Genomic DNA, 21,477 nt, shown 5'->3' with positions numbered 1-21,477 from the left:
GATGCGTCCTTACAGATGGCGGCAAAAGCCGCCGGAAACGTCCAGCGCCGCGCCGGTGGTAAACGAGGCCAGCGGCGAGGCGAGGAACAGCAGCGCCTGCGCGGGCTCCTGCGGCTTGCCGAGGCGCGCCATTGGAATGCCACGCTTGCGCGCGATATCCGCCGTCCACTCCGGCCAGCTTTGGCTTTTGTCCGCCCGGCGTTCAAAGCGGCGCTGCCACTGACCGGATTCCACCATGCCGAGCAGTATGGAATTGACGCGAATGCCCTTGCCCACCAGCTCTTTCGAGAGCGTCAGCGTCATGTTCAGCAGCGCGGCACGAGCGGCGGAGGTGGCGATCATGTGCTCCTCCGGCTGTAGCGCCAGCAGGGAGTTGACGCAGGTAACAGAGGCAATGTCCGATTGCTCCAGCAGAGGCTGAAACGCCTGCACCGGGTTAATCACCCCGAACAGTTTGAGTTCGGCTTCGTGCAGCCACGCCTCGCGCGGCGTGTCATGGAAGTGCGCCACGTAGCCCTGCCCGGCGTTGTTGATCAGCATATCCGCCGCGCCAAAACGCGCCTGCACCGCATCCGCGAAGGCCTGAACTTCGTCGGCATTCAGCACGTCGCAGCGGAAAGCGAAAATCTCCCCGTGGGGAAATTCGTTTTGCAGCGTCGCATGGGCGCTGGCGAGCCGGTCCTCGTCACGGCCGCAGAAGGCGACTTTCGCCCCTTCCCCCAGCAGCAGGCGCAGCGTTTCAAAGCCAATGCCGGAAGAACCGCCGGTGACTACCGCTACGCGCCCGTCAATTTGTGCATTCATCGCGCACCTCTTCGTTAATGCGTAAAAGCTGTTGGTTGAAAAACGCGTCGTTATCGAGATAGCTGGCGTGCCCGGCCTGCGGAATGGCGATAAACGGCATGCCGTAGCGCAGCGCCAGACCCTGAACCAGCTCCGGCTGGGTGATGGCATCCTGCTCGCCGCACCAGACTTCAAAACTGCCGGAATAACGCTTCAGCCAGCCGTGGATGTCGTCATGCGCCAGCATCCACGAGGCGGCAAGGTAGCCTTCCGGGCGCAGCACCCGCATGCCCGCCGCGACGGTGGCGATATCTTCCGCGCGCGCGCCGGGGCGCAGCAGCTTCGGGGCGCGGGTCTGGGCGAGGATTTCGCCCCCCAGCGCCATCTGCTGCTCGCGGTTGCGCCAGACCTGCTCCCGCTGCTCCGGCGCGGCATTGCCGTACCCCTGCGCCGCGTCGGCCAGCACCAGATGAATGACGCGATCCGGGAACTTTGCCGCAAAGGCGCTGGCCACCAGCGCCCCCAGGGAATGGCCGACCAGCACTGTCTGCCAGACACCGGCGCGATCCAGCATGGCCGCCAGCGCGTCGGCGTAATCCCCCGCGTTTGCCCGCGCTACGGCCAGCATCGGGCTTTCGCCATAGCCCGGCATGTCCCACGCCAGCACGCGAAAACCGTTCAGCGCCATCTGCTTGTGCCAGGAGGCGGCGCCGGAGCTGATCCCGTGCAGCAGCATCAGCGGAATGCCGCTTCCCTGTTCACGAAAACCCGTCATCATGCCCCCTTAGTTCCGCTTCACTTTGGAAAGCGGATGGTCGGACGGATAGGTCGGGATTTCCGGCTTATTGGTCCCCAGCATGACGCACATCAGCGCTTCTTCTTCGCCGTGGTTAAACAGGCCGCGATAGATGCCCGGCGGAACGGAGATCAGGTCACGCTCGCGCAGCACGGTTTCGGTGTAGTTGTCGCCGTCCTGGATCATCAGCGTGATCTGCCCCTTGAGCATGAAGAACACCTCTTCCACGTCGTCGTGCAGGTGCAGCGGTCCTTCGCACTTCGACGGCAGCACCATGGTGGAGAAGGTAAAATGGTCCGCCTGCACGGTGTTGGTGTCGTTCGCCACGCCGGTTGCGCCGGTGCCGATGTAGCGCATCTGCGCCCGGCGATATTTCGGATCAAAATCGGCCTGGAACTTCAGCGCGTTCCAGTCGTATTTACGGCCTTCGAAGCGCGCGATGCGCGACTCGACCCACTCTTCCATCGTCAGATGGTCAGGTTTGATGCCTGTTTTGTTGGTTACGATTGAATCAGTCATGACACTCTCCTCAGTAACGTCTCAGCAGCGGCAGTAACAGGACGCAGCCCACCGCCGCCATCACCGCCAGAAAAATCAGCCCGGAATCCATGCTGTGGGTAAAGGCGATAAGCGCGCCCATCACCGCCGGCGACAGCGCGCCCGCAAAGTTTCCCAGCCCGTTGAAGATACCGCCCGCCGTGGCGCTCACCCGGGGATGGGTGGCCTTCGCCAGCAGGGCGAAAATGTTGGGCGCGCCGGTGCCCCACATAAAGGTGCTGAAGCTCATCGCCGCGATGATGGCAAGCGGGGTGTCGAGGTGCATCACCGCCGCCAGCCCGACGGCCGCCCCCGCCATCGAGATAAAGCAGGCCGCCGCGCGCTTATCGACCCGGTCAGACAGCCACGCGCCAATCACTTCCCCTGCCAGCATGGCGATGAACGGCATCGACGACAGCCAGCCCGCATGCTCCAGGTGGATGCCTTTGCCCTTAATTAAGTAGCCAGGCAACCAGCCGTTGATGCCCCACAGGTAGGTCAGGAAAGCGATGTTAAAGATGCAGATGATCCAGAAGTGCGGGCTGACAAACAGCTCACGCCGCGCCGCGCGCCGCTCGTCCCGGGACGCCTGCGAGGTGCCGGGTTTTGCCTCCAGGCGGATACCGCGCAGACCAATGCGCACAAAGATAAGCACCGGCACGGTAAGCATGGCCATCACAAAGAAAGTGCTCTGCCAGCCAAAGGTGTTTAGCAGCCAGAGGGAGAGCGGGAAACCAATCGCCGCGCCCACCGGGGTGCCCAGCAGCCACAGCATGGTGGCGCGCGCCTGCAAATGCTGCGGGAAGTTGTGGCGTACAATGGCGAAGGCCAGCGGGAACAGCGGTCCTTCCGCCACGCCCAGCAGAATACGCAGGACGATCATCAGCGTGTAGTTATGGGTAAAGCCCATCGCCACCATCAGCACGCACCACACTGCCATCATCCCGGTGAGCAGGCGCAGCGGCGCGATTTTGTCGCCTAAACCGCTTAAAAACACCGATGAGAAGCCATAGCTCAGCAGGAAAGCGCTCATCAGAATGCCGAGGCGCGTGGTGTCGAAATCAATGCCCATCGCCTGCTGGAAATGGGTATCCGAAAAGAGCGCCGCGATGCTGATTTTGTCGAAAAAGGCCAGCAGCACGCAGGCCAGCAGCGACAGCGGGATGGCCCAGCACACCGCTTTTTCGGGCGTGCGGGTCCCCTCACCGCTCGCCTCAACCGGCGCGGTGTTAGTCTCTAGTGTGGTCATTTCTCCCCCTACGGGTGCGGGTTAGCTATCGCAGTGACATCAGTGAAAATGTCGGGTCGGCAAGCGGTACGTCCGACAGATCCCGCCCTGCCGCCATCCAGCGCTTCGCCAGCTTGACGGTGCGCGCATCGTTGAACGCCACCAGCTGCGTCAGCCGCCCGTTGTCGTCCAGCGAGAAGTACAGCGCCTCTTCACGTACTATCGTTCGGCAGCCTGCCTGCGGAATGCCGAGGATCTGAATGTTGTGCTGGTATTGATCCGACCACAGCCACGGCGCGTCGTCATAACCTGGCGCATCGGGATTGAGCATCGCTTTCGCCGTTGCCACCGCCTGATTCTGGGCGAAGGCCCAGGACTGGATGCACAAGCCGTAGTGATGGTGCTGGGCGACATCTCCTGCGGCAAAGATGAACGGATCCGAGGTGCGTCCCTGGGCATCCACCACGATCCCGCGCCCGGTTTTCAGCCCCGCGTCACGCGCCAGCTCCAGATTGAGATCGACGCCGATCCCCACCACCACTGCATCAAAGGTTTCACGGTTGCCGTCGCAGTGGACGACCGGCAGGCCGCCGTCGTCCTCCAGCTCCAGCGCGCCGCAGCCGGTACGGATCTCCACCCCCTGCTCGCGGTGGATGGCCTCCAGGCGCTGCGACACCTCGCCGCTCACCGAGCGCATGCACAGCGCAGGCTGCTGCTCGAACAGCGTGACCGCCACGCAGCTTTTCCGCGCGGAAGCGGCAATCTCAAGGCCAATCCAGCCGCCGCCGATAATCGCGAGTTTGTGACTTTCCATCAGGCGACTTTTCAGGCGCTGCGCGTCCTGCCAGTGGCGCAGGGTATAGACCTGCGGATGGCTGGCCCACGCCTGCGAAGGCAGGCGCGCCCGACCGCCGGTAGCGATTAAAAGGATGTTGTAACTAAGCTGCTCGCCGTTGCTAAGAAGGACTTTTTTTTCATCGCGATCGACAGATTCAGCGAGCAGCGGTCGGTACCAGGTCAGGTTCAGCGCCTGCTGCACCTCGTCGGTAAACAGCCTTGGGAGCGCCGCGTCCGGTTCCAGCAGAGACGCTTTTGACAGCGGCGGCCGCTCGTAGAAATCCCATTCCTCTTCCGCTACCACGCAAATCTCGCCGTCGAAGCCCTCGTCACGCAGGGTTTTCGCCGCCCAGCCGCCTGACTGGCCGCCGCCGATAATGACAATGCGCGATGTCATACCGCCTCCGGCTTTTTCTGCTGACGGCGCGTGTCGTGGTCAATCCCGCCTTCCACCGCCCACTCGGTGAAGGAGACCAGGGAATGCTCCAGCTCGCGCGGCTGCCAGTTTTCCGTCAGGTAATCATCGTTGGTGTAATACTCAAACGCGCCGCCGGTCGGGCTGTTGACGTACCAGAAGTACGCCGACGACACCGGATGACGTCCCGGTCCGATAAAGGTGCTCCAGTCATGTTTATTCATCGCGATACCGCCGCCGATCACCTCGTGGATATCGCGCACGGTGAAGGCCACGTGGTTAAGGCCGCGCTTGCGGTTCGGCAGTTGCAGCAGGAACAGGTTGTGATGGCCGCCACGCACGCCGCAGCGCAGGAACACGGCGCGGTTGATATAGCGATCCGAGACCTGGAAGCCGAGCACCTCGCGGTAGAATTTTTCCACCGCCGCCAGCTCCTCCACGAAGAACACCACATGCCCCACGTTGATCGGCTGGGCGCGATCGTAAACCGGGCTGGGCGTGTCGATACGGCGGGCGTCGCCCCACTGGTTTATTGGCTCCACGTTAAGCTCCACGTCGGTCTGCTGGGTCACCTGCACGCGCAGCGTCATGCCGTTCGGATCGAGGCATTCCAGCGCGTCGCCCACTTCGCGAAAGCCGGGCTGCTGCGCCAGCTTCGGGCGCAGCGCGTCGAGATCGGACTGTGCGGCAACCGCCCAGGTCATGCGGCGCAGGGTGTTGCCCGCTTCAAACGCGGGCGGCAGGTCGGGGCTGTCGATCGGGTTAAGCTCCACGCGCGCGCCGCTCAGGGTGGTGAAACGCTGGCCGCTGGCATCGCCCGTCAGGCCAAAATCACGCATAAATTTGGCGCAGTGCGTCAGGTCTTCCACACCAAATTCCAGCTTTTCAATTCCGGTTACACTCATCGTTCGTTGCCTCATCTGGCCCAGATTGGGCGTAAAACATGCCCGACGCAGTCAAGCGCCTGGCGTTAACTCACTGATTTAACTGGCCTGTGATAGATACCCTAAGAAGCCAGAAATTTTATCCGCCGCAAGGCGAACCTCGTTTTGCAGGCGCTCGCGGTCGCTCTGCGGGATCTCCTCCGACGGCACCAGAATGCTGACTACCGCCGCCACGCGGCCGCTTCGGTCATACACCGGGTAGACGATGGAAGAGATGCCGTGGCGGAAGAAGGATTCGCCGATGACATACCCGCGGGCTTTGTCCTGCTGCACCATCTGCCACAGGGCTTCACGGTCGTGAAGCTGCCCCGGCGTGTTGCCCGGCAGACGCTCATGCGGGAACAGCTGTTCGAAATCAGCGCGGGAAATATCGGTCAACAGCATGCGGCCCAGCGAGGTACAGTGCACCGGCAGACGGGTACCAATGCTGACCTGGTTGATACGCGACCCGGCGGCGCTGACGCGGGCGATGTATATAATGTCGCGCCCGTCGCGGATCGCCAGATGGCTGCTGCACTGGCTCACGTCGCGCAGTTGCTCGATCACCGGCTGGCCGACCTGCGCCACGTCCAGCGAGGCGATGTACTCAAAGCCAAGACGCAGCACGTTCATGCCCAGCGAAAAGGTATTGGTGCGCGTGTTGCGCTCCAGAAAGCCCATGTACTCCAGCGTCTGCACCACGCGATAGGCGGTCGCCTTCGGCATATCCACCAGCCGGTGCAGCTCGGCAAAAGTCAGATCGCGATGCTGCTCGCCAAAGGCCAACAGCAGCTGTAAACCGCGCTCCAGCCCCGGCACCAGATACTTCACTTCCTGATCGTTTGCCATCATCGCCCTACCTTAGTTAAAGACAAAACCGCCGTTGACCGGGATCAGCTGTCCGGTGATGAACCGAGACAGATCGCTTAGCAGCCAGACCACGCTGCCGGTGACATCTTCCGGCTGCTGCGCGCCGGTTAACGCGCGTCCGTTTTCGTAGAGCTGATGCCGTTCGGCGGGGACATATTCCGTCGCCTCGACGCGGGTTAACCCCGGCGCGATGGCATTAATGCGTATACGCTTTTCACCCAGTTCGCGCGCCATTGATCGGGTCATGGCAATGACGGCCCCCTTGCTGGCGACGTAGGCCATCAGGCGCGGCGCGCCCCACAGCGCGGTGTCGGACGCCACGTTCACAATGCCCGCCCCTTCACGCAGCAGCGGCACGGCGGCACGCGTCACCAGCCAGGTGCCTTTGACATTGACGCTCATCACCCGATCCCAGAGATCCGGATCGTAATCGAGCATGTTTTTGCCGCCGACGCCCGTCGCCATCGCCGCGTTGTTCACCAGGCCATCGATCTGCCCCTGCTCGCCAATGGCGCTGAACACCTGCTCAATGGACTGTGGATCGGCCAGATCGATAACGTGCGGTTCGATCGCATAGCCCCGCTCGCTCAGGGCGTGGGCGCTTTCGGCCAGCTCGCCCTTCAGGATGTCGCACATCACCACCGCCGCGCCCTGCTCCGCGCAGGCTTTGGCAAAGTGAAAGCCCAGCCCGCGCGCGGCGCCGGTTATGACGATGCGCTTGCCGCTCAGCAGCCCGTTCATCAGGCGGCTCCCTGCTGTGCTTCACGCATCGCCAGCTGCTCTTTGGCGGCCTTTTGCATCATGCGGCGCAGGCGCGAAAGACCGACGTCGTGCTGATACAGGTACTCATGATCGCGCGCGTTTGGCGCCAGGCTTTCCAGCACCACGCGGTCCTGCTCCAGCACTTCCCAGTGCAGTTTTTCCAGACGGTTGCGGTACATGAAACGCCACATATCGCGCTGCCAGCCCTGCACCCGGCGAATGCGCCAGAAGAAGACGCGGCAGTTGTCGTTATCTTCCGGCACCACCATGCCGACGATAAAGAAGTGGCCGCCCGGCCCGAAGCGCTTCTTGTACGGAATGGAGAGGCGCATCCAGCAGGTGCCGCTGTTGCCCAGCTCCACCCAGTCAAAATTGACGCCGCTCTGCCCTTTCTTCTCGAAAATAAAACCGGTTTTGGTCGGCTGGAGCACCATGTCGGCCTTGCGATCCCCTTCCGCCATCGAGTGCGACGAGGAGTGCAGATAGGTGCCGTGCATCGGGTCCATCACGTTTTCCAGCGCGTACTGGTAATTGCATTTCCACGCGGCGGTGCAGAGGAAGTTGCTGAAGCTGTCCGTATCGGCGAGCTCGTCCGGGAAGGTCAGCTCGTCCGGCTGCTGGTCCGCGGTGACGCCAAACCAGAGGAAGATGGCGCCGTGCGCCTCCTGCACGTTATAGCTGCGTACGCACTGCTGGCCGACCAGCGGACATTTATCTACGGCGGGCACGTCTTTCACTTCGCCGTTGCCCGCCACCTCTACGCCGTGATACCAGCAGGCAATGCGGTCCCCGAGGTTCCAGCCCATCGACAGGCGCGCGCCGCGGTGCGGGCAGCGGTCCTCCAGCGCCTGCACCTGGCCATCTTTATTGCGCCAGACCACAATCTGCTCGCCCAGGCGGGTGATGCCCACCGGCGCAGACTGCACTTCCCAGCTCGCCAGCACCGGATACCAGAGGCCACGCAGGCCTTTATCCAGATAATGTTGTACGGTCGTCGTCATCGCGTTGCCCTCAGTAGCCGTTAACCTGTAAGAATGCCTGGAAGCTGGCGTCGCTCCACGGCTCGCCCTGCTGGTCGTGCATGCGCACCGCGTTCAGCCCGCTTACCAGCTCCGGCAAGGTTTCAACGCCCTGCTCGAAGAGATCTTCCAGCGTCGCAATCAGCTTCACTTCCCAGCTTTCCGGCTCGCGGCTGCGGGTTTGCCAGATCAGGTTGGTGTAATCACCCGGCTTATGAATGGCGCCATTACCGCCCTCTGCCGGTGGGGTAAACTGGCGGCTTTCCGGCAGCGCCGGGTTGAAGTTCAGGGTGTCGCTCATGCCACGGTCTCCTCGACGAAGGTAATCTGAATCTGGTTTTCAAAGACCCGAACCGGGTAGCGGTTGAGGTTGCGCCCGCCGGGGCCGTGCAGGCACTGACCGGTTTTGACGTCGAATACCGCCTCGTGCAGCGGGCATTCCACCTTGCCGTCTTCCACGAAGCCCTGACTCAGCAGGGCATAGGCGTGCGGGCATACGTCCTCCAGCGCGTAATATTCACCGTCGATCAGGTAAACGCCGATCTCTTTACCGTCGACGTTACCGCTAAAAGGGAAATCTTCCTGTACTTGCTCTGCGTCACATACGCCTATCCAGCTCATCACGATCCTCCAGGCTTTTGTTTCATATATGAAACTCTGTTTCTTATTTAATATGGTCAATATAAAAGCGATGAATGTTTCGTCAAGCGACAATGTGACGAATTTGTTAATTGATCAGCAATTAATTAACTAAGTGTGCAAGGGATCACGAAAAAATGCAGCGATATGAAATTTTCATTATTGCAGCGTGAGAAATACGTTTTTTTAATGGCCTCTTATTTTGAATAAAAGATATTGACTTCCTTTCTTTTTACTCTTTAAAAATAAATGAACGTCACCTCTTTCGCGTTTCACCTGTGAAACTCATTTTTAATTTATCTTTACTAAACAAAGAGTTTCACAGGTGAACCATTTTAGCTCCGTGACAATCACATTGTTGAAAAATATAAGTTACAAAAAACGTAAGGCGGACATGATGACGGCAAGATGGCAAGGCACGATTGCGCTTTTATTACTCATTATTATTTCGTACGTCGATCGGGTAAATATCTCGGTAATGATTTTAAACCCGGAATTTGCCGAACATTTTCAGTTAAATGAAAACAGAATGTTACAGGGCCTGCTAATGACCTGCTTTCTTCTGGGTTATGGTTTTTCCGCTCTATTATTAACGCCGGTTATTGAAAGCAAACTTCATTATCGGCAGGGATTATTAAGCAGCATTGCGATTTGGGCCGCGGTCTGCGCGGCTTCACCTTTGCTCGGCTCGCTGACGGGAATGCTCATCGCCCGCGTGATTCTGGGGATCGCGGAGGGTCCGCTATTTTCGCTGAAAACGCGCTTTATCAGCGATAACTTTAGCGCGCAAGAGATCGGTAAACCCAACGCCGTGACCGCGCTGGGCGTCTCGCTCGGGCTGGCCGTGGGCTTTCCGCTGGTGACCTGGCTGATGTCGCATCTGGGCTGGGCCGGATCGTTTTATGCACTGGCGGCAATCAACCTTCTCCTCGGGGGCAGCTTAATCTGGCGCTTTCTGCCCGCGCCGCGCAAGCTCCCGACCGCGAAAAAACCGGGGTTTGTCCACACCTTCACGCTGGCCTGGCAGACGCCGCTGCTGGGCTGGATTATGGTGGTTGAAATCGCCACCCTGAGCTATCTCTGGGGGAGCAGCGCCTGGCTGCCCGCGTGGCTGCGCGACGAGCATCATTTCTCGCTGCATGCCACGGGCTGGCTTGCGGCGATCCCCTTCCTGCTCAGCCTGGGGTCAAAGTTTCTGGGCGGCGTGCTGCTCGACAAAATGCGTCCGGAACAGGCACCGGTGCTGTTTGTGGTGGGCGGGGCGATGACGGCGCTGTCGGTGGTGGCGCTGATGCTCAGCCATCAGCCTGCCTGGCTGGCGCTGTTTATGCTTTCGGCTAACGTCTTCTGGGGGCTTCAGGGGGCGGCTATTCCGGCGGTGATCCAGCATCACGCCGCGCGGGAAGCGGTGGGCAGCGCTTACGGCATCATCAATGGCATCGGCAATATCTGCGCGGCGTTTATTCCGCTGCTGATGGGGATGGTGATGAGATCGGTGGGGTCGGTCAGTTCAGGCTTTTCGGTGCTGGTCGTCTCGCAGGTTGTCACCCTGCTTGCCGGGGGAATGTTGCTGCTGCGCATGCGGCGCGCAGCAGCAATCAGCGCGTAAGGCTTATTCGCCTTTTTTCGCCGCCTGGATGTAGAGCATTTCCAGCGCCAGGGTCGCCGCGGCCAGCGCGGTGATCTCGGACTGGTCATAGGCCGGAGCCACTTCCACCACGTCCATCCCGACGATGTTCAGATCCTTCAGGCCGCGCACCAGCTTGATGGCGCGATCTGACGTCAGGCCGCCGATCACCGGCGTACCGGTCCCCGGTGCGAATGCCGGATCAAGGCAGTCAATGTCGAAGGTCAGATAGACAGGCATGTCGCCGACGATCTGCTTAACCTGAGACAGAATATCGTCCACGCCGCGATCGTTCACCTGGCCCGCGTCGAGTACGGTGAAGCCGTTGTCTTTGTCGAACTCGGTGCGGATGCCGATCTGCACGGAGTGGTTTGGATCGATCAGGCCTTCCTTCGGCGCGGTGTAGAACATGGTGCCGTGGTCGAACTCGCAGCCGTTCGCGTAGGTGTCGGTGTGCGCATCGAAGTGCACCAGCGCCATTTTACCGAAGTGCTTCGCGTGGGCGCGCAGCAGCGGCAGGGTCACGAAGTGGTCACCGCCGAAGGAGAGCATGCGTTTACCGGCCGCCAGCAGCTTCTCGGCGTGCGCCTGCAATTTTTCGCTCATCTCACGCGCGTCGCCGAAGGCGTACACCAGATCGCCGCAGTCCACCACGTTCAGGCGCTCGCGCATGTCGAAGTTCCACGGGAAGCGGTTGTGCTCCCAGGCCAGGTTAGTGGAAACCTGACGGATCGCCGCCGGACCATGACGACCACCCGCGCGACCGGACGTTGCCATGTCGAACGGTACGCCGGTGATCACCCAGTCCGCATCGCTGTCGTACGGCTGGAAGTTCATCGGAAGGCGTAAAAAACCAAACGCGTTAGATACCAGAGAGTTATCGTACTGATGACCTAAAGTGCTCATGTCCTGACCTCTTATAAAGTCGATACATTAAAAACAGATGAAAAAAAATCCCCTCCGCGTCGTTAAACCCGACGAGGAAGGGATTGATTCGTAAATCGCTAATTGGGGCGAATTATCGCCGTTAATTCATACGGGTTCAAGTGAGTATAGGGCATTGTGCGGTCTGTTGCCCTCACCCCGCCCCTCTCCCACCGGGAGAGGGAGTTTACCTACTCATCTTCCAGGTAGGTGTACCCGTACAGACCCGCTTCAAACTCTTCCAGGAACTGCTGCTGTAACGCGTCGTCCAGACCGGTGTTTTTCACCTGATCGCGGAACTGGGTGAGCAGTTTTTTCGGATCCAGCTGAACGTATTCGAGCATGTCCGCCACGGTGTCCCCTTCGTCGGACAGCTCAACCTCCACGCTGCCGTCAGGGAAGACAAACACGTCAACCGCTTCGGTATCACCGAACAGGTTGTGCATGTTGCCGAGGATCTCCTGATACGCCCCCACCATAAAGAAGCCCAGCATTGGTGGGTTCTCCGGATCGTACTCCGGCATTGGCATAGTGGTCGCAATACCGTCGCCGTCGACGTAATGGTCAATCGCGCCGTCAGAGTCACAGGTGATGTCCAGCAGCACGGCGCGGCGTTCCGGGGCGTGGTTCAGCCCTTCCAGCGGCAGAACCGGGAACAGCTGGTCGATACCCCAGGCATCCGGCATCGACTGGAACAGGGAGAAGTTGACGTACATTTTGTCCGCCATACGCTCCTGCAACTCGTCGATAATCGGACGGTGCGCGCGGTTGCTCGGGTCGAGCTGTTTCTGCACTTCGTGGCACATATTCAGGTAGAGCTGCTCGGCCCACGCGCGCTCTTGCAGGCTGAATGTGCCTGACGAGTAGCCGACGTGAATATCGTGCAGGTCCATCTGGCTGTCGTGCAGCCATTCGCGCAGGGAACGACGCGTGCCCGGCTCGTGCATCTCCTGCCAGGTTTCCCACATGCTTTGCAGGGAACGTGGGGCATCGTCTGCCGGAGGCGTGGCTTCGGTGATTTCGCTACGCTCAACGCCAATGATGTTAGAGACCAGTACCGTATGGTGCGCCGTGACCGCGCGGCCGGATTCGGTGATCACCGTCGGGTGCGGCAGGCCGTGCTCTTCGCAGGCATCGCCAATCGCCCAGATGATGTTGTTGGCATATTCGTTCAGGCCATAGTTTACCGAACAGTCAGACTGCGAGCGGGTCCCTTCGTAGTCCACGCCCAGGCCGCCGCCCACGTCAAAGCACTGAATATTCACGCCGAGCTTATGCAGCTCAACGTAGAAACGTGCCGATTCACGCACGCCGGTGGCGATGTCGCGAATGTTGGCCATCTGCGAGCCGAGGTGGAAGTGCAGCAGCTGAATGCTGTCCAGACGACCGCGCTCGCGCAGAATTTCCACCAGCTGAAGCACCTGGTTCGCCGCGAGGCCGAACTTGGATTTTTCACCGCCGGAAGACTGCCATTTACCGGAACCCTGCGACGCCAGTCGCGCACGCACGCCAAGGCGCGGGATCACGTTCAGACGCTCGGCCTCTTCCAGCACGATCGCGATTTCGGTCATCTTCTCGATCACCAGATAGACCTTGTGGCCCATCTTCTCGCCAATCAGCGCCAGACGAATGTATTCGCGATCTTTATAGCCGTTACAGACGATCACCGACCGGGTCATGCCCGCGTGCGCCAGAACCGCCATCAGCTCCGCTTTAGAGCCTGCTTCCAGGCCCAGCGGCTCGCCGGAGTGGATCAGGGACTCAATCACGCGACGGTGCTGGTTGACCTTGATCGGGTAAACGAGGAAATAGTCGCCGTTATAACCATACGATTCCCGCGCGCGTTTGAACGCGGCGTTAATAGAACGCAGGCGATGTTGCAGGATCTGCGGGAAGCAGAACAGTGCAGGCAAGCGCTGACCCTGCGCTTCACGGGTTTTCACCAGTTTAGCGAGATCCACGCGCGCTTCCGGGACGTCCGGATCCGGGCAGACACTGATGTGGCCCAGCTCGTTAACGTCGTAGTAGTTATTGCCCCACCAGGCAATATTGTAAGTGCGCAGCATCTTGCTGGCTTCCTCGGAGCTCATCGCAACCTCCTGCATAGAACGTAGTACACCCTGTTCGCCCGCTGACGAAGGCGAAAAAGAAGACATGTCGTCAGACATAGCGAACCTCAACTCTTTGTATTAAGTGTAAAACAGTTGACTACTATCGCAGCGTTATACGGCGATAACAACCCATTAACGGCTCCATTTCCCAGCAGAGTATGCTGAAATCCAGACCGTGCGACCGGTTTCTTATTCATATCATTGTAAAACACGTATCCGAACTCTGTATGACAAGGTTCGGCGAAACCACGAGAAAACTCCTGTATTAACAAGAGCGCCCTTGTTCAGTTTTCACAAAGCGTGACCGGCTCTGGAATCCTGAGAAGCACCGAGATGGGTATAACATCGGCAGGTGTTTAGACCAGAAGTGCGGGTGGGAATCAAATGCGCGCCAGAACGGCTGCGCTGAATGAGCGGAAAACGATGGTTCATTATCTGGTATCACCTCCACGGCCGCCTCTGCTGAAACGGACCACAAGCCAAAGCTAAAAGTTCACTGCTTAACCCGGCTGGAAGTGGCGACACGATGTGTTCATCGAGCGCTTATTTTATATGAGCCGCGCGCCGCGTTTTATACCGAGAAGGTCGCTAAAAAGCAAAACAAAAATGCGCAGGTTGCCAGCGTCGTCAGGAAAAATTTCCAGCCGTGTTTTCAACGCAATGAGAGGTGAGTCAAAAAAAACTGGAAATCGGGTGAAGAAGTGACCTAAAATAGACGTCCAGATGTTAATCCATCCATACCGATTAACACTCAGACTGCCAGTGTCAAAATCCTGTAGGCCTTGGTAGAATTATCTCCTATGGCTATTCCACACAGCAGCTTGAGCTAACCAAATTCCTCTTAGGTGAAATAAAACATGGCAAAACACCTGTTTACGTCCGAGTCCGTATCAGAAGGACATCCTGATAAAATTGCTGACCAAATCTCCGATGCGGTGCTGGATGCGATCCTCGCGCAGGATCCAAAGGCGCGCGTAGCGTGTGAAACCTATGTCAAAACCGGCATGGTTCTGGTTGGCGGTGAGATCACCACCAGCGCATGGGTTGATATCGAAGAGATCACCCGTAACACGGTGCGTGAGATCGGTTATGTACATTCTGATATGGGCTTTGATGCCAACTCCTGCGCCGTACTGAGCGCGATTGGCAAACAGTCTCCGGACATCAACCAGGGCGTTGACCGTGCCGATCCGCTGGAACAGGGCGCGGGCGACCAGGGCCTGATGTTCGGCTACGCAACCAACGAAACCGACGTACTGATGCCAGCGCCGGTGACCTACGCACACCGTCTGGTGCAGCGTCAGGCTGAAGTGCGTAAAAACGGCACTCTGCCGTGGCTGCGTCCGGATGCGAAAAGCCAGGTGACCTTCCAGTATGACGACGGGAAAATCGTCGGTATTGATGCCGTGGTTCTTTCCACGCAGCATGCTGAAGAGATTGACCAGAAATCCCTGCAAGAAGCGGTGATGGAAGAGATCATCAAGCCGGTTCTGCCAACTGAATGGCTGAGCTCTGCGACCAAATTCTTCATCAACCCAACCGGACGCTTTGTTATCGGCGGCCCAATGGGTGACTGCGGTCTGACCGGTCGTAAAATCATCGTAGATACCTACGGCGGCATGGCACGTCACGGCGGCGGCGCATTCTCCGGTAAAGATCCGTCTAAAGTTGACCGTTCTGCCGCGTACGCTGCACGTTATGTGGCGAAAAACATCGTTGCTGCCGGTCTGGCTGACCGCTGTGAAATTCAGGTTTCCTACGCCATCGGCGTGGCTGAGCCAACCTCCATCATGGTGGAAACCTTCGGTACTGAAAAAGTGCCTTCTGAACAGCTGACCCTGCTGGTGCGTGAGTTCTTCGACCTGCGTCCATACGGTCTGATTCAGATGCTGGATCTGCTGCACCCAATCTACCAGGAAACCGCAGCGTACGGTCACTTTGGTCGCGAACATTTCCCATGGGAAAAAACCGACAAAGCCGCCCTGCTGCGTGATGCTGCCGGTCTGAAATAATCGACTGCCAGCAGCTTAAAAAGGCCAGCCTTTGTGCTGGCCTTTTTTATGTCGGGTGGCGGCTATGCCTTACCCGACCTACGGGTAGTGAGTTTTTGTAGGCCGGGTAAGGCGCTAGTAGCCACCCGACAATGTTTGGAACCGTTTACACCTCACTCTCTATATCCCGCTTTCAGAATATTCTCTTTGCATGATCGCATTTCTTCTGCTGTTACATTCCCTTTCAGTTAAGTCTGAAATTTGTGCAAACGCGATGCACATCAATTAATTTACCTCTATATTTTCAAAGCTTTAATTATTTTTACGGTTACAAGCCAGTGTAACCGATTACACCGTTGTGATTTGACTCACATATTTTTATGAGCCGCTCACCTACTCTTTATATCGTAAAAACTGATAACCCAACTGGAGGGCATAATGCCTGACAATAATAAACAGGGGCGTACGTCCAATAAGGCAATGACGTTCTTCGTCTGCTTCCTCGCCGCTCTGGCAGGATTACTCTTTGGCCTGGATATTGGCGTAATTGCCGGTGCATTACCTTTCATCACCGATGAGTTCCAGATTAGCGCACACACTCAGGAATGGGTGGTTAGCTCCATGATGTTCGGTGCCGCCGTCGGCGCGGTCGGCAGCGGCTGGCTCTCCTTTAAGCTCGGGCGTAAAAAGAGCCTGATGATCGGCGCGATCCTGTTCGTTGCCGGCTCACTGTTCTCTGCGGCTGCGCCTAACGTTGAAGTGCTGATCATCTCCCGCGTGCTGCTCGGTCTGGCAGTGGGCGTGGCGTCTTATACTGCCCCGCTGTACCTGTCTGAAATCGCTCCGGAAAAAATCCGCGGCAGCATGATTTCCATGTATCAGCTGATGATCACTATCGGTATTCTGGGGGCTTATCTCTCCGATACCGCATTCAGCTACAGCGGCGCATGGCGCTGGATGCTGGGCGTCATCATCATTCCTGCCATCCTGCTGCTGATTGGCGTCTTCTTCCTGCCGGACAGTCCGCGCTGGTTCGCCGCCAAACGCCGCTTCCATGATGCCGAACGCGTGCTCTTACGCCTGCGTGATACCAACGCCGAAGCCAAAAACGAGCTGGAAGAGATCCGCGAAAGCCTGAAGGTCAAACAGTCCGGCTGGGCGCTGTTCAAAGAGAACAGCAACTTCCGCCGCGCGGTGTTCCTCGGCGTGCTGTTACAGATCATGCAACAGTTCACCGGGATGAACGTCATCATGTATTACGCGCCGAAAATCTTCGAACTGGCGGGCTACACCAACACCACCGAGCAGATGTGGGGCACCGTGATCGTTGGCCTGACCAACGTGCTGGCGACCTTTATCGCTATCGGCCTGGTGGACCGCTGGGGACGTAAGCCAACCCTGACGCTGGGCTTCCTGGTGATGGCCGTCGGGATGGGCGTGCTGGGTACCATGATGCACATGGGCATTCACTCCCCAACGGCACAGTACTTCGCCGTGGCGATGCTGCTGATGTTTATCATTGGGTTTGCGATGAGCGCCGGTCCGCTGATTTGGGTGCTGTGCTCTGAGATCCAGCCGCTGAAAGGACGTGATTTTGGCATCACCTGCTCTACCGCGACCAACTGGATTGCCAACATGATCGTCGGCGCAACGTTCCTGACCATGCTTAATACTCTGGGTAATGCCAACACCTTCTGGGTCTACGCCGGTCTGAACCTGTTCTTTATTGTTCTCACTATCTGGCTGGTTCCTGAAACCAAACATGTTTCACTGGAACACATTGAACGTAACCTGATGAAAGGTCGTCCTCTGCGCGAAATCGGCGCACACGACTGATCCTCCTGCGGGAGGCGCCTCTTGCGCCTCCCCGCTTCCCGCTTTATGCTCTGCCCCTATGAAAGCACCCCGTCTCCCCATCGCCATTCAGCAAGCCGTTATGCGCAGCCTGCGGGAAAAACTCGCCCAGGCCAACCTGAAGCTCGGCCGCAATTATCCTGAACCGAAGCTGGTCTATCAGCAGCGTGGCACCGCGGCAGGTACCGCCTGGCTGGAATCGTATGAGATCCGCCTCAACCCGGTGTTGATGATGGAAAATCAGCAGGCGTTTATCGAAGAAGTGGTGCCGCACGAGCTGGCGCATCTGCTGGTGTGGAAGCACTTTGGCCGCGTCGCGCCGCACGGCAAAGAGTGGAAGTGGATGATGGAGGCGGTGCTCGGCGTTCCGGCCCGTCGCACCCATCAGTTCGAGCTGGAATCGGTACGCCGCAATACCTTCCCCTACCGCTGCCAGTGCCAGCAGCACCAGCTTACCGTCCGCCGCCATAACCGCGTAGTGCGGGGCGAGGCGACCTACCGCTGCGTTAAATGCGGCGAACCGCTGGTTGCGGAATAATCACGCGAACTTTCAGGAACTTTCCTGATCTGACTGATTGCATACGGGAACAACATTCGTTACGTTGCGGGCTCGTTTTGACACGGAGTGTAAGATGTCCCGTAATGTTTCTCTCGCGGTCGCTTTTCTGGCGACAGCGCTCTCCGGCCATGCTCTGGCCGACGGTATTCACAGTTTCTCTCAGGCAAAAACCGCAGGCGTAAAGATTAACGCCGACGTACCGGGTGATTTCTACTGCGGCTGTAAAATTAACTGGCAGGGTAAGAAAGGGGTCGTGGATCTGGGATCCTGCGGCTATAAGGTGCGCAAGAACGAGAACCGCGCCAGCCGAATCGAATGGGAACACGTCGTTCCGGCCTGGCAGTTTGGCCACCAGCGCCAGTGCTGGCAGGACGGTGGACGTAAAAATTGCGCAAAAGATCCGGTCTACCGCCAGATGGAAAGCGATATGCACAACCTGCAACCCGCCGTGGGTGAGGTCAATGGCGACCGCGGAAACTTCATGTACAGCCAGTGGAACGGTGGCGAAGGCCAGTACGGTCAGTGCGCCATGAAGGTCGATTTCAAAGAGAAAGTCGCCGAACCGCCTGCCCGCGCGCGCGGTAGCATCGCCCGCACTTATTTCTATATGCGCGACCGCTACGATCTCAATCTTTCCCGCCAGCAGACGCAGCTCTTCAATGCCTGGGACAAGCTCTACCCGGTGACGGACTGGGAATGCCAGCGCGACGAACGTATCGCCAAAGTCCAGGGGAATCACAACCCTTACGTCCAGCGGGCTTGCCAGGCGCAAAAGAGCTAACCTACACTACGGCAATTCGCTTATATCGCATGACACATGGAATTTCTGACTATGCGCATCCCTCGCATCTATCACCCTGAACTGATTACCCCAGGCGGCGAAATCGCCCTGTCTGATGATGCCGCAAACCATGTAGGCCGCGTGCTGCGCATGGGTGCAGGCCAGGCGATTCAGCTCTTTGACGGCTCTAATCAGATTTTCGACGCTGAAATTACGCGCGCCGATAAAAAAAGCGTGCACGTGAAGGTGCTGCGTGGCGACGTGGATGACCGGGAATCGCCGCTGCACATTCACCTGGGCCAGGTGATGTCGCGTGGGGAAAAGATGGAGTTCACCATTCAGAAATCCATTGAACTGGGTGTAAGCCTCATTACGCCACTTTTTTCTGAGCGCTGCGGCGTTAAACTGGATGCGGAACGTCTGAACAAAAAGATCCAGCAGTGGCAAAAAATTGCCATTGCGGCCTGCGAACAGAGCGGCCGCAATCGTATCCCGGAGATCCGCCCGGCGATGGATCTGGAGGACTGGTGTGCAGAAGAGGAAAGCGGGCTTAAGCTCAATCTTCATCCGCGCGCCAGCGCCAGCATCAATACGCTGCCGCTGCCCGTTGAGCGTGTACGCCTGCTGATTGGCCCGGAAGGCGGCCTGTCGGCTGACGAAATTGCCATGACGGCGCGTTACCAGTTTACTGATATTCTGTTGGGACCTCGCGTTCTGCGCACTGAGACAACGGCACTCACCGCCATTACCGCGCTACAGGTGCGATTTGGCGATCTGGGTTGAAGCAAAGCCTGACCCATAACCGGAGAAGAAGATGATTAAGCTCGGCATCGTGATGGACCCCATCGCAAACATTAACATCAAGAAAGACTCCAGCTTCGCTATGCTGCTGGAAGCGCAGCGTCGCGGCTATGAACTCCACTACATGGAGATGAACGATCTTTACCTGATCAACGGTGAAGCCCGCGCACGCACCCGCATCGTTAACGTCGAGCAGAACTACGAAAAATGGTACGAATTCGGTACCGAGCAGGATATTGCCCTGGCCGACCTCAACGTCATCCTGATGCGTAAAGATCCGCCGTTCGACACCGAATACATTTATTCCACCTATATCCTTGAGCGTGCCGAAGAGAAAGGCACGCTGATCGTCAACAAGCCGCAGAGCCTGCGCGACTGCAACGAGAAGCTCTATACCGCATGGTTCTCTGACCTGACGCCGGAAACGCTCGTCACCCGCAGCAAAACGCAGCTGAAAGAATTCTGGCAGAAGCACGGCGACATCATCATGAAACCCCTGGACGGCATGGGCGGCGCGTCGATCTTCCGGGTGAAAGAGGGCGATCCGAACATTGGCGTGATTGCCGAAACGCTGACCGAGCTGGGAACCCGCTACTGTATGGCACAGAACTATCTGCCGGCCATTAAAGACGGCGACAAGCGTGTGCTGGTCGTAGACGGCGAGCCGGTGCCTTACTGCCTGGCGCGTATTCCGCAGGGAGGGGAAACCCGTGGCAACCTGGCGGCTGGCGGCCGTGGCGAACCGCGTCCGTTAAGCGAAAGCGACTGGGAAATTGCCCGCCGCGTCGGCCCTACGCTTAAAGCCAAAGGCCTGATCTTCGTTGGCCTCGATATCATCGGCGATCGTCTGACCGAAGTGAACGTCACCAGCCCAACCTGCATTCGTGAAATCGAAGCGGAATTCCCGATCTCGATCACCGGAATGCTGATGGACGCTATCGAAAAACGTTTACAGAAATAACCTGTGACAGCGCCTGTGTTTATCCCCATACTGGGCGCTGTCGCTTTTTAAACCAGGAAACAGTACCTCTGACAATGAATTTACAGCATCACTTTCTTATTGCCATGCCTGCTCTCCAGGATCCGATTTTCCGCCGCGCCGTGGTCTATATTTGTGAATACAACGAAGACGGCGCGATGGGGATTATCATCAATAAGCCGCTGGCAAACCTTCAGGTTGAAGGGATTTTGGACAAGCTGAAAATCCCTCTTGAAGCGCGGCTGCCGGAAATCCGTCTCGATAAACCGGTGATGCTCGGCGGCCCGCTTGCAGAAGATCGTGGTTTTATCCTGCATACCCCGCCGGTTTTCTCGTCCAGCATTCGTATCTCCGATAACACCGTCGTCACCACCTCTCGCGATGTGCTCGAAACACTGGGCACGGCAAATCAGCCTTCTGAGGTGCTGGTTGCGCTCGGCTACGCTTCCTGGGAAAAAGGGCAGCTGGAACAAGAAATTCTGGACAACGCCTGGCTGACGGCCCCTGCGGATATGAATATCCTGTTTAAAACCCCTATCGCCGATCGCTGGCGTGACGCGGCAAAACTGATTGGCATTGATATTCTGACCATGCCTGGCGTTGCGGGGCACGCGTAATGAGCGGCACCCTTCTCGCCTTCGACTTCGGCACCAAAAGCATCGGCGTCGCTGTGGGTCAACGGATCACCGGCACCGCTCGCCCGCTCACTGCGCTGAAAGCTAACGACGGCACGCCGGACTGGAACCTTATTGAGCGCTTGCTCAAAGAGTGGCAGCCGGACGACGTGATTGTCGGTCTGCCGCTGAACATGGACGGCACCGAGCAGCCGCTTACCGCCCGCGCGCGCAAGTTCGCGAACAAAATCCATGGCCGCTTTGGTGTCTCCGTTAAGCTGCACGATGAACGTTTGAGCACCGTCGAGGCACGCGCTGGCCTGTTCGAGCACGGTGGCTTCCGGGCGTTGAACAAAGGCAGCGTGGATTCAGCTTCAGCCGTCATTATCCTCGAAAGCTATTTCGACCAGGGTTACTGAGCGCCGGG

24 protein-coding genes are annotated in these 21,477 nt (G+C 58.2%); 9 read left to right on the top strand and 15 right to left on the bottom strand.

Annotation, left to right across the window (positions count from 1 at the left end; all coding sequences use genetic code 11):
* Window positions 1–9 precede the first annotated feature (9 nt).
* The 11 genes from ACOTXD_RS01655 to ACOTXD_RS01605 form a co-directional block, all read right to left on the bottom strand.
* Window positions 10–804, bottom strand: coding sequence for an SDR family oxidoreductase (locus tag ACOTXD_RS01655; protein ID WP_022651822.1), 795 nt, complete (start codon window positions 802–804; stop codon window positions 10–12).
* A complete protein-coding gene (locus ACOTXD_RS01650; protein ID WP_032610096.1) occupies window positions 788–1,558 on the bottom strand; it encodes an alpha/beta fold hydrolase in 771 nt (256 codons plus the stop codon). Before ACOTXD_RS01650 ends, ACOTXD_RS01655 begins: the two co-directional genes overlap by 17 nt.
* A gap of 9 nt (window positions 1,559–1,567) precedes the next feature.
* Window positions 1,568–2,098, bottom strand: coding sequence for a cupin domain-containing protein (locus ACOTXD_RS01645; RefSeq protein WP_003860061.1), 531 nt, complete (start codon window positions 2,096–2,098; stop codon window positions 1,568–1,570).
* A 10-nt stretch (window positions 2,099–2,108) separates the two neighbouring features.
* Window positions 2,109–3,365, bottom strand: a complete 1,257-nt coding sequence (locus tag ACOTXD_RS01640; protein WP_421766360.1) for an MFS transporter — start codon at window positions 3,363–3,365, stop codon at window positions 2,109–2,111.
* A gap of 25 nt (window positions 3,366–3,390) precedes the next feature.
* The gene (locus ACOTXD_RS01635) at window positions 3,391–4,578 is read right to left on the bottom strand and encodes an NAD(P)/FAD-dependent oxidoreductase (protein WP_061856839.1); all 1,188 of its coding nucleotides are present in this window, start codon (window positions 4,576–4,578) and stop codon (window positions 3,391–3,393) included.
* A complete protein-coding gene (locus ACOTXD_RS01630) occupies window positions 4,575–5,501 on the bottom strand; it encodes a VOC family protein (protein WP_003860055.1) in 927 nt (308 codons plus the stop codon). Before ACOTXD_RS01630 ends, ACOTXD_RS01635 begins: the two co-directional genes overlap by 4 nt.
* A gap of 78 nt (window positions 5,502–5,579) precedes the next feature.
* Window positions 5,580–6,368, bottom strand: a complete 789-nt coding sequence (locus ACOTXD_RS01625; RefSeq protein ID WP_003860053.1) for an IclR family transcriptional regulator — start codon at window positions 6,366–6,368, stop codon at window positions 5,580–5,582.
* Window positions 6,369–6,380: 12 nt separating this feature from the next.
* Window positions 6,381–7,130: an SDR family oxidoreductase gene (locus ACOTXD_RS01620; RefSeq protein ID WP_003860050.1), complete on the bottom strand. Its 750-nt coding sequence runs from the start codon at window positions 7,128–7,130 to the stop codon at window positions 6,381–6,383.
* On the bottom strand, window positions 7,130–8,152 hold the full coding sequence (locus ACOTXD_RS01615; RefSeq protein WP_003860047.1) for an aromatic ring-hydroxylating oxygenase subunit alpha: 1,023 nt from the start codon (window positions 8,150–8,152) through the stop codon (window positions 7,130–7,132). The genes ACOTXD_RS01620 and ACOTXD_RS01615 overlap by 1 nt, the downstream gene beginning before the upstream one ends.
* Before the next feature lie 10 nt (window positions 8,153–8,162).
* Window positions 8,163–8,471, bottom strand: a complete 309-nt coding sequence (locus ACOTXD_RS01610) for a recombinase-like helix-turn-helix domain-containing protein (protein ID WP_022651826.1) — start codon at window positions 8,469–8,471, stop codon at window positions 8,163–8,165.
* Complete coding sequence (locus ACOTXD_RS01605) at window positions 8,468–8,791, bottom strand: Rieske (2Fe-2S) protein (protein ID WP_003860044.1); 324 nt, start codon at window positions 8,789–8,791, stop codon at window positions 8,468–8,470. Before ACOTXD_RS01605 ends, ACOTXD_RS01610 begins: the two co-directional genes overlap by 4 nt.
* A gap of 415 nt (window positions 8,792–9,206) precedes the next feature.
* Here ACOTXD_RS01605 and ACOTXD_RS01600 point away from each other — a divergent pair, with 415 nt between their 5' ends.
* Window positions 9,207–10,418, top strand: a complete 1,212-nt coding sequence (locus ACOTXD_RS01600) for an MFS transporter (RefSeq protein ID WP_047654191.1) — start codon at window positions 9,207–9,209, stop codon at window positions 10,416–10,418.
* Window positions 10,419–10,421: 3 nt separating this feature from the next.
* Here the strand turns inward: ACOTXD_RS01600 and speB are convergent, their stop codons facing one another.
* The 4 genes from speB to ACOTXD_RS01580 form a co-directional block, all read right to left on the bottom strand.
* On the bottom strand, window positions 10,422–11,342 hold the full coding sequence (gene speB, locus ACOTXD_RS01595) for an agmatinase (RefSeq protein WP_003860040.1): 921 nt from the start codon (window positions 11,340–11,342) through the stop codon (window positions 10,422–10,424).
* A 209-nt stretch (window positions 11,343–11,551) separates the two neighbouring features.
* Entirely contained in the window at window positions 11,552–13,528 is a 1,977-nt protein-coding gene (gene speA, locus ACOTXD_RS01590; RefSeq protein WP_003860039.1) for a biosynthetic arginine decarboxylase, read from the bottom strand.
* Between the two features lie 8 nt (window positions 13,529–13,536).
* Entirely contained in the window at window positions 13,537–13,668 is a 132-nt protein-coding gene (gene yqgB, locus ACOTXD_RS01585; RefSeq protein WP_057979949.1) for an acid stress response protein YqgB, read from the bottom strand.
* A gap of 94 nt (window positions 13,669–13,762) precedes the next feature.
* A complete protein-coding gene (locus ACOTXD_RS01580) occupies window positions 13,763–13,903 on the bottom strand; it encodes a hypothetical protein (protein WP_418235904.1) in 141 nt (46 codons plus the stop codon).
* Window positions 13,904–14,328: 425 nt separating this feature from the next.
* Here ACOTXD_RS01580 and metK point away from each other — a divergent pair, with 425 nt between their 5' ends.
* The 8 genes from metK (at window position 14,329) to ruvX (ending at window position 21,469) form a co-directional block, all read left to right on the top strand.
* Window positions 14,329–15,483: a methionine adenosyltransferase gene (gene metK, locus ACOTXD_RS01575; RefSeq protein ID WP_003860037.1), complete on the top strand. Its 1,155-nt coding sequence runs from the start codon at window positions 14,329–14,331 to the stop codon at window positions 15,481–15,483.
* A gap of 417 nt (window positions 15,484–15,900) precedes the next feature.
* A complete protein-coding gene (galP, locus tag ACOTXD_RS01570) occupies window positions 15,901–17,298 on the top strand; it encodes a galactose/proton symporter (protein WP_061856838.1) in 1,398 nt (465 codons plus the stop codon).
* A gap of 58 nt (window positions 17,299–17,356) precedes the next feature.
* Window positions 17,357–17,854, top strand: coding sequence for a SprT family zinc-dependent metalloprotease (locus ACOTXD_RS01565; RefSeq protein ID WP_003860035.1), 498 nt, complete (start codon window positions 17,357–17,359; stop codon window positions 17,852–17,854).
* Window positions 17,855–17,948: 94 nt separating this feature from the next.
* Window positions 17,949–18,656: a deoxyribonuclease I gene (gene endA, locus ACOTXD_RS01560; RefSeq protein ID WP_003860034.1), complete on the top strand. Its 708-nt coding sequence runs from the start codon at window positions 17,949–17,951 to the stop codon at window positions 18,654–18,656.
* Window positions 18,657–18,707: 51 nt separating this feature from the next.
* Window positions 18,708–19,439 carry a 16S rRNA (uracil(1498)-N(3))-methyltransferase gene (rsmE, locus tag ACOTXD_RS01555; protein ID WP_003860033.1) on the top strand — a complete coding sequence of 244 codons (732 nt, stop codon included), beginning with the start codon at window positions 18,708–18,710 and terminating at the stop codon, window positions 19,437–19,439.
* A gap of 31 nt (window positions 19,440–19,470) precedes the next feature.
* Window positions 19,471–20,418: a glutathione synthase gene (gene gshB / locus ACOTXD_RS01550; RefSeq protein ID WP_003860032.1), complete on the top strand. Its 948-nt coding sequence runs from the start codon at window positions 19,471–19,473 to the stop codon at window positions 20,416–20,418.
* A 74-nt stretch (window positions 20,419–20,492) separates the two neighbouring features.
* A complete protein-coding gene (locus tag ACOTXD_RS01545) occupies window positions 20,493–21,053 on the top strand; it encodes a YqgE/AlgH family protein (protein WP_421766359.1) in 561 nt (186 codons plus the stop codon).
* The gene (gene ruvX, locus ACOTXD_RS01540) at window positions 21,053–21,469 is read left to right on the top strand and encodes a Holliday junction resolvase RuvX (RefSeq protein ID WP_003860030.1); all 417 of its coding nucleotides are present in this window, start codon (window positions 21,053–21,055) and stop codon (window positions 21,467–21,469) included. The genes ACOTXD_RS01545 and ruvX overlap by 1 nt, the downstream gene beginning before the upstream one ends.
* The last annotated feature ends 8 nt before the right edge of the window (window positions 21,470–21,477 follow it).

The sequence above is a fragment of the Enterobacter cloacae complex sp. CDL013 genome (genome assembly GCF_049238805.1).
In the GTDB taxonomy this organism is placed as follows: Bacteria; Pseudomonadota; Gammaproteobacteria; order Enterobacterales; family Enterobacteriaceae; genus Enterobacter; species Enterobacter hormaechei_C.
The sequence above is the reverse complement of the archived record's forward strand: the minus strand, read 5'-3'. Positions and strand labels throughout refer to the sequence as shown.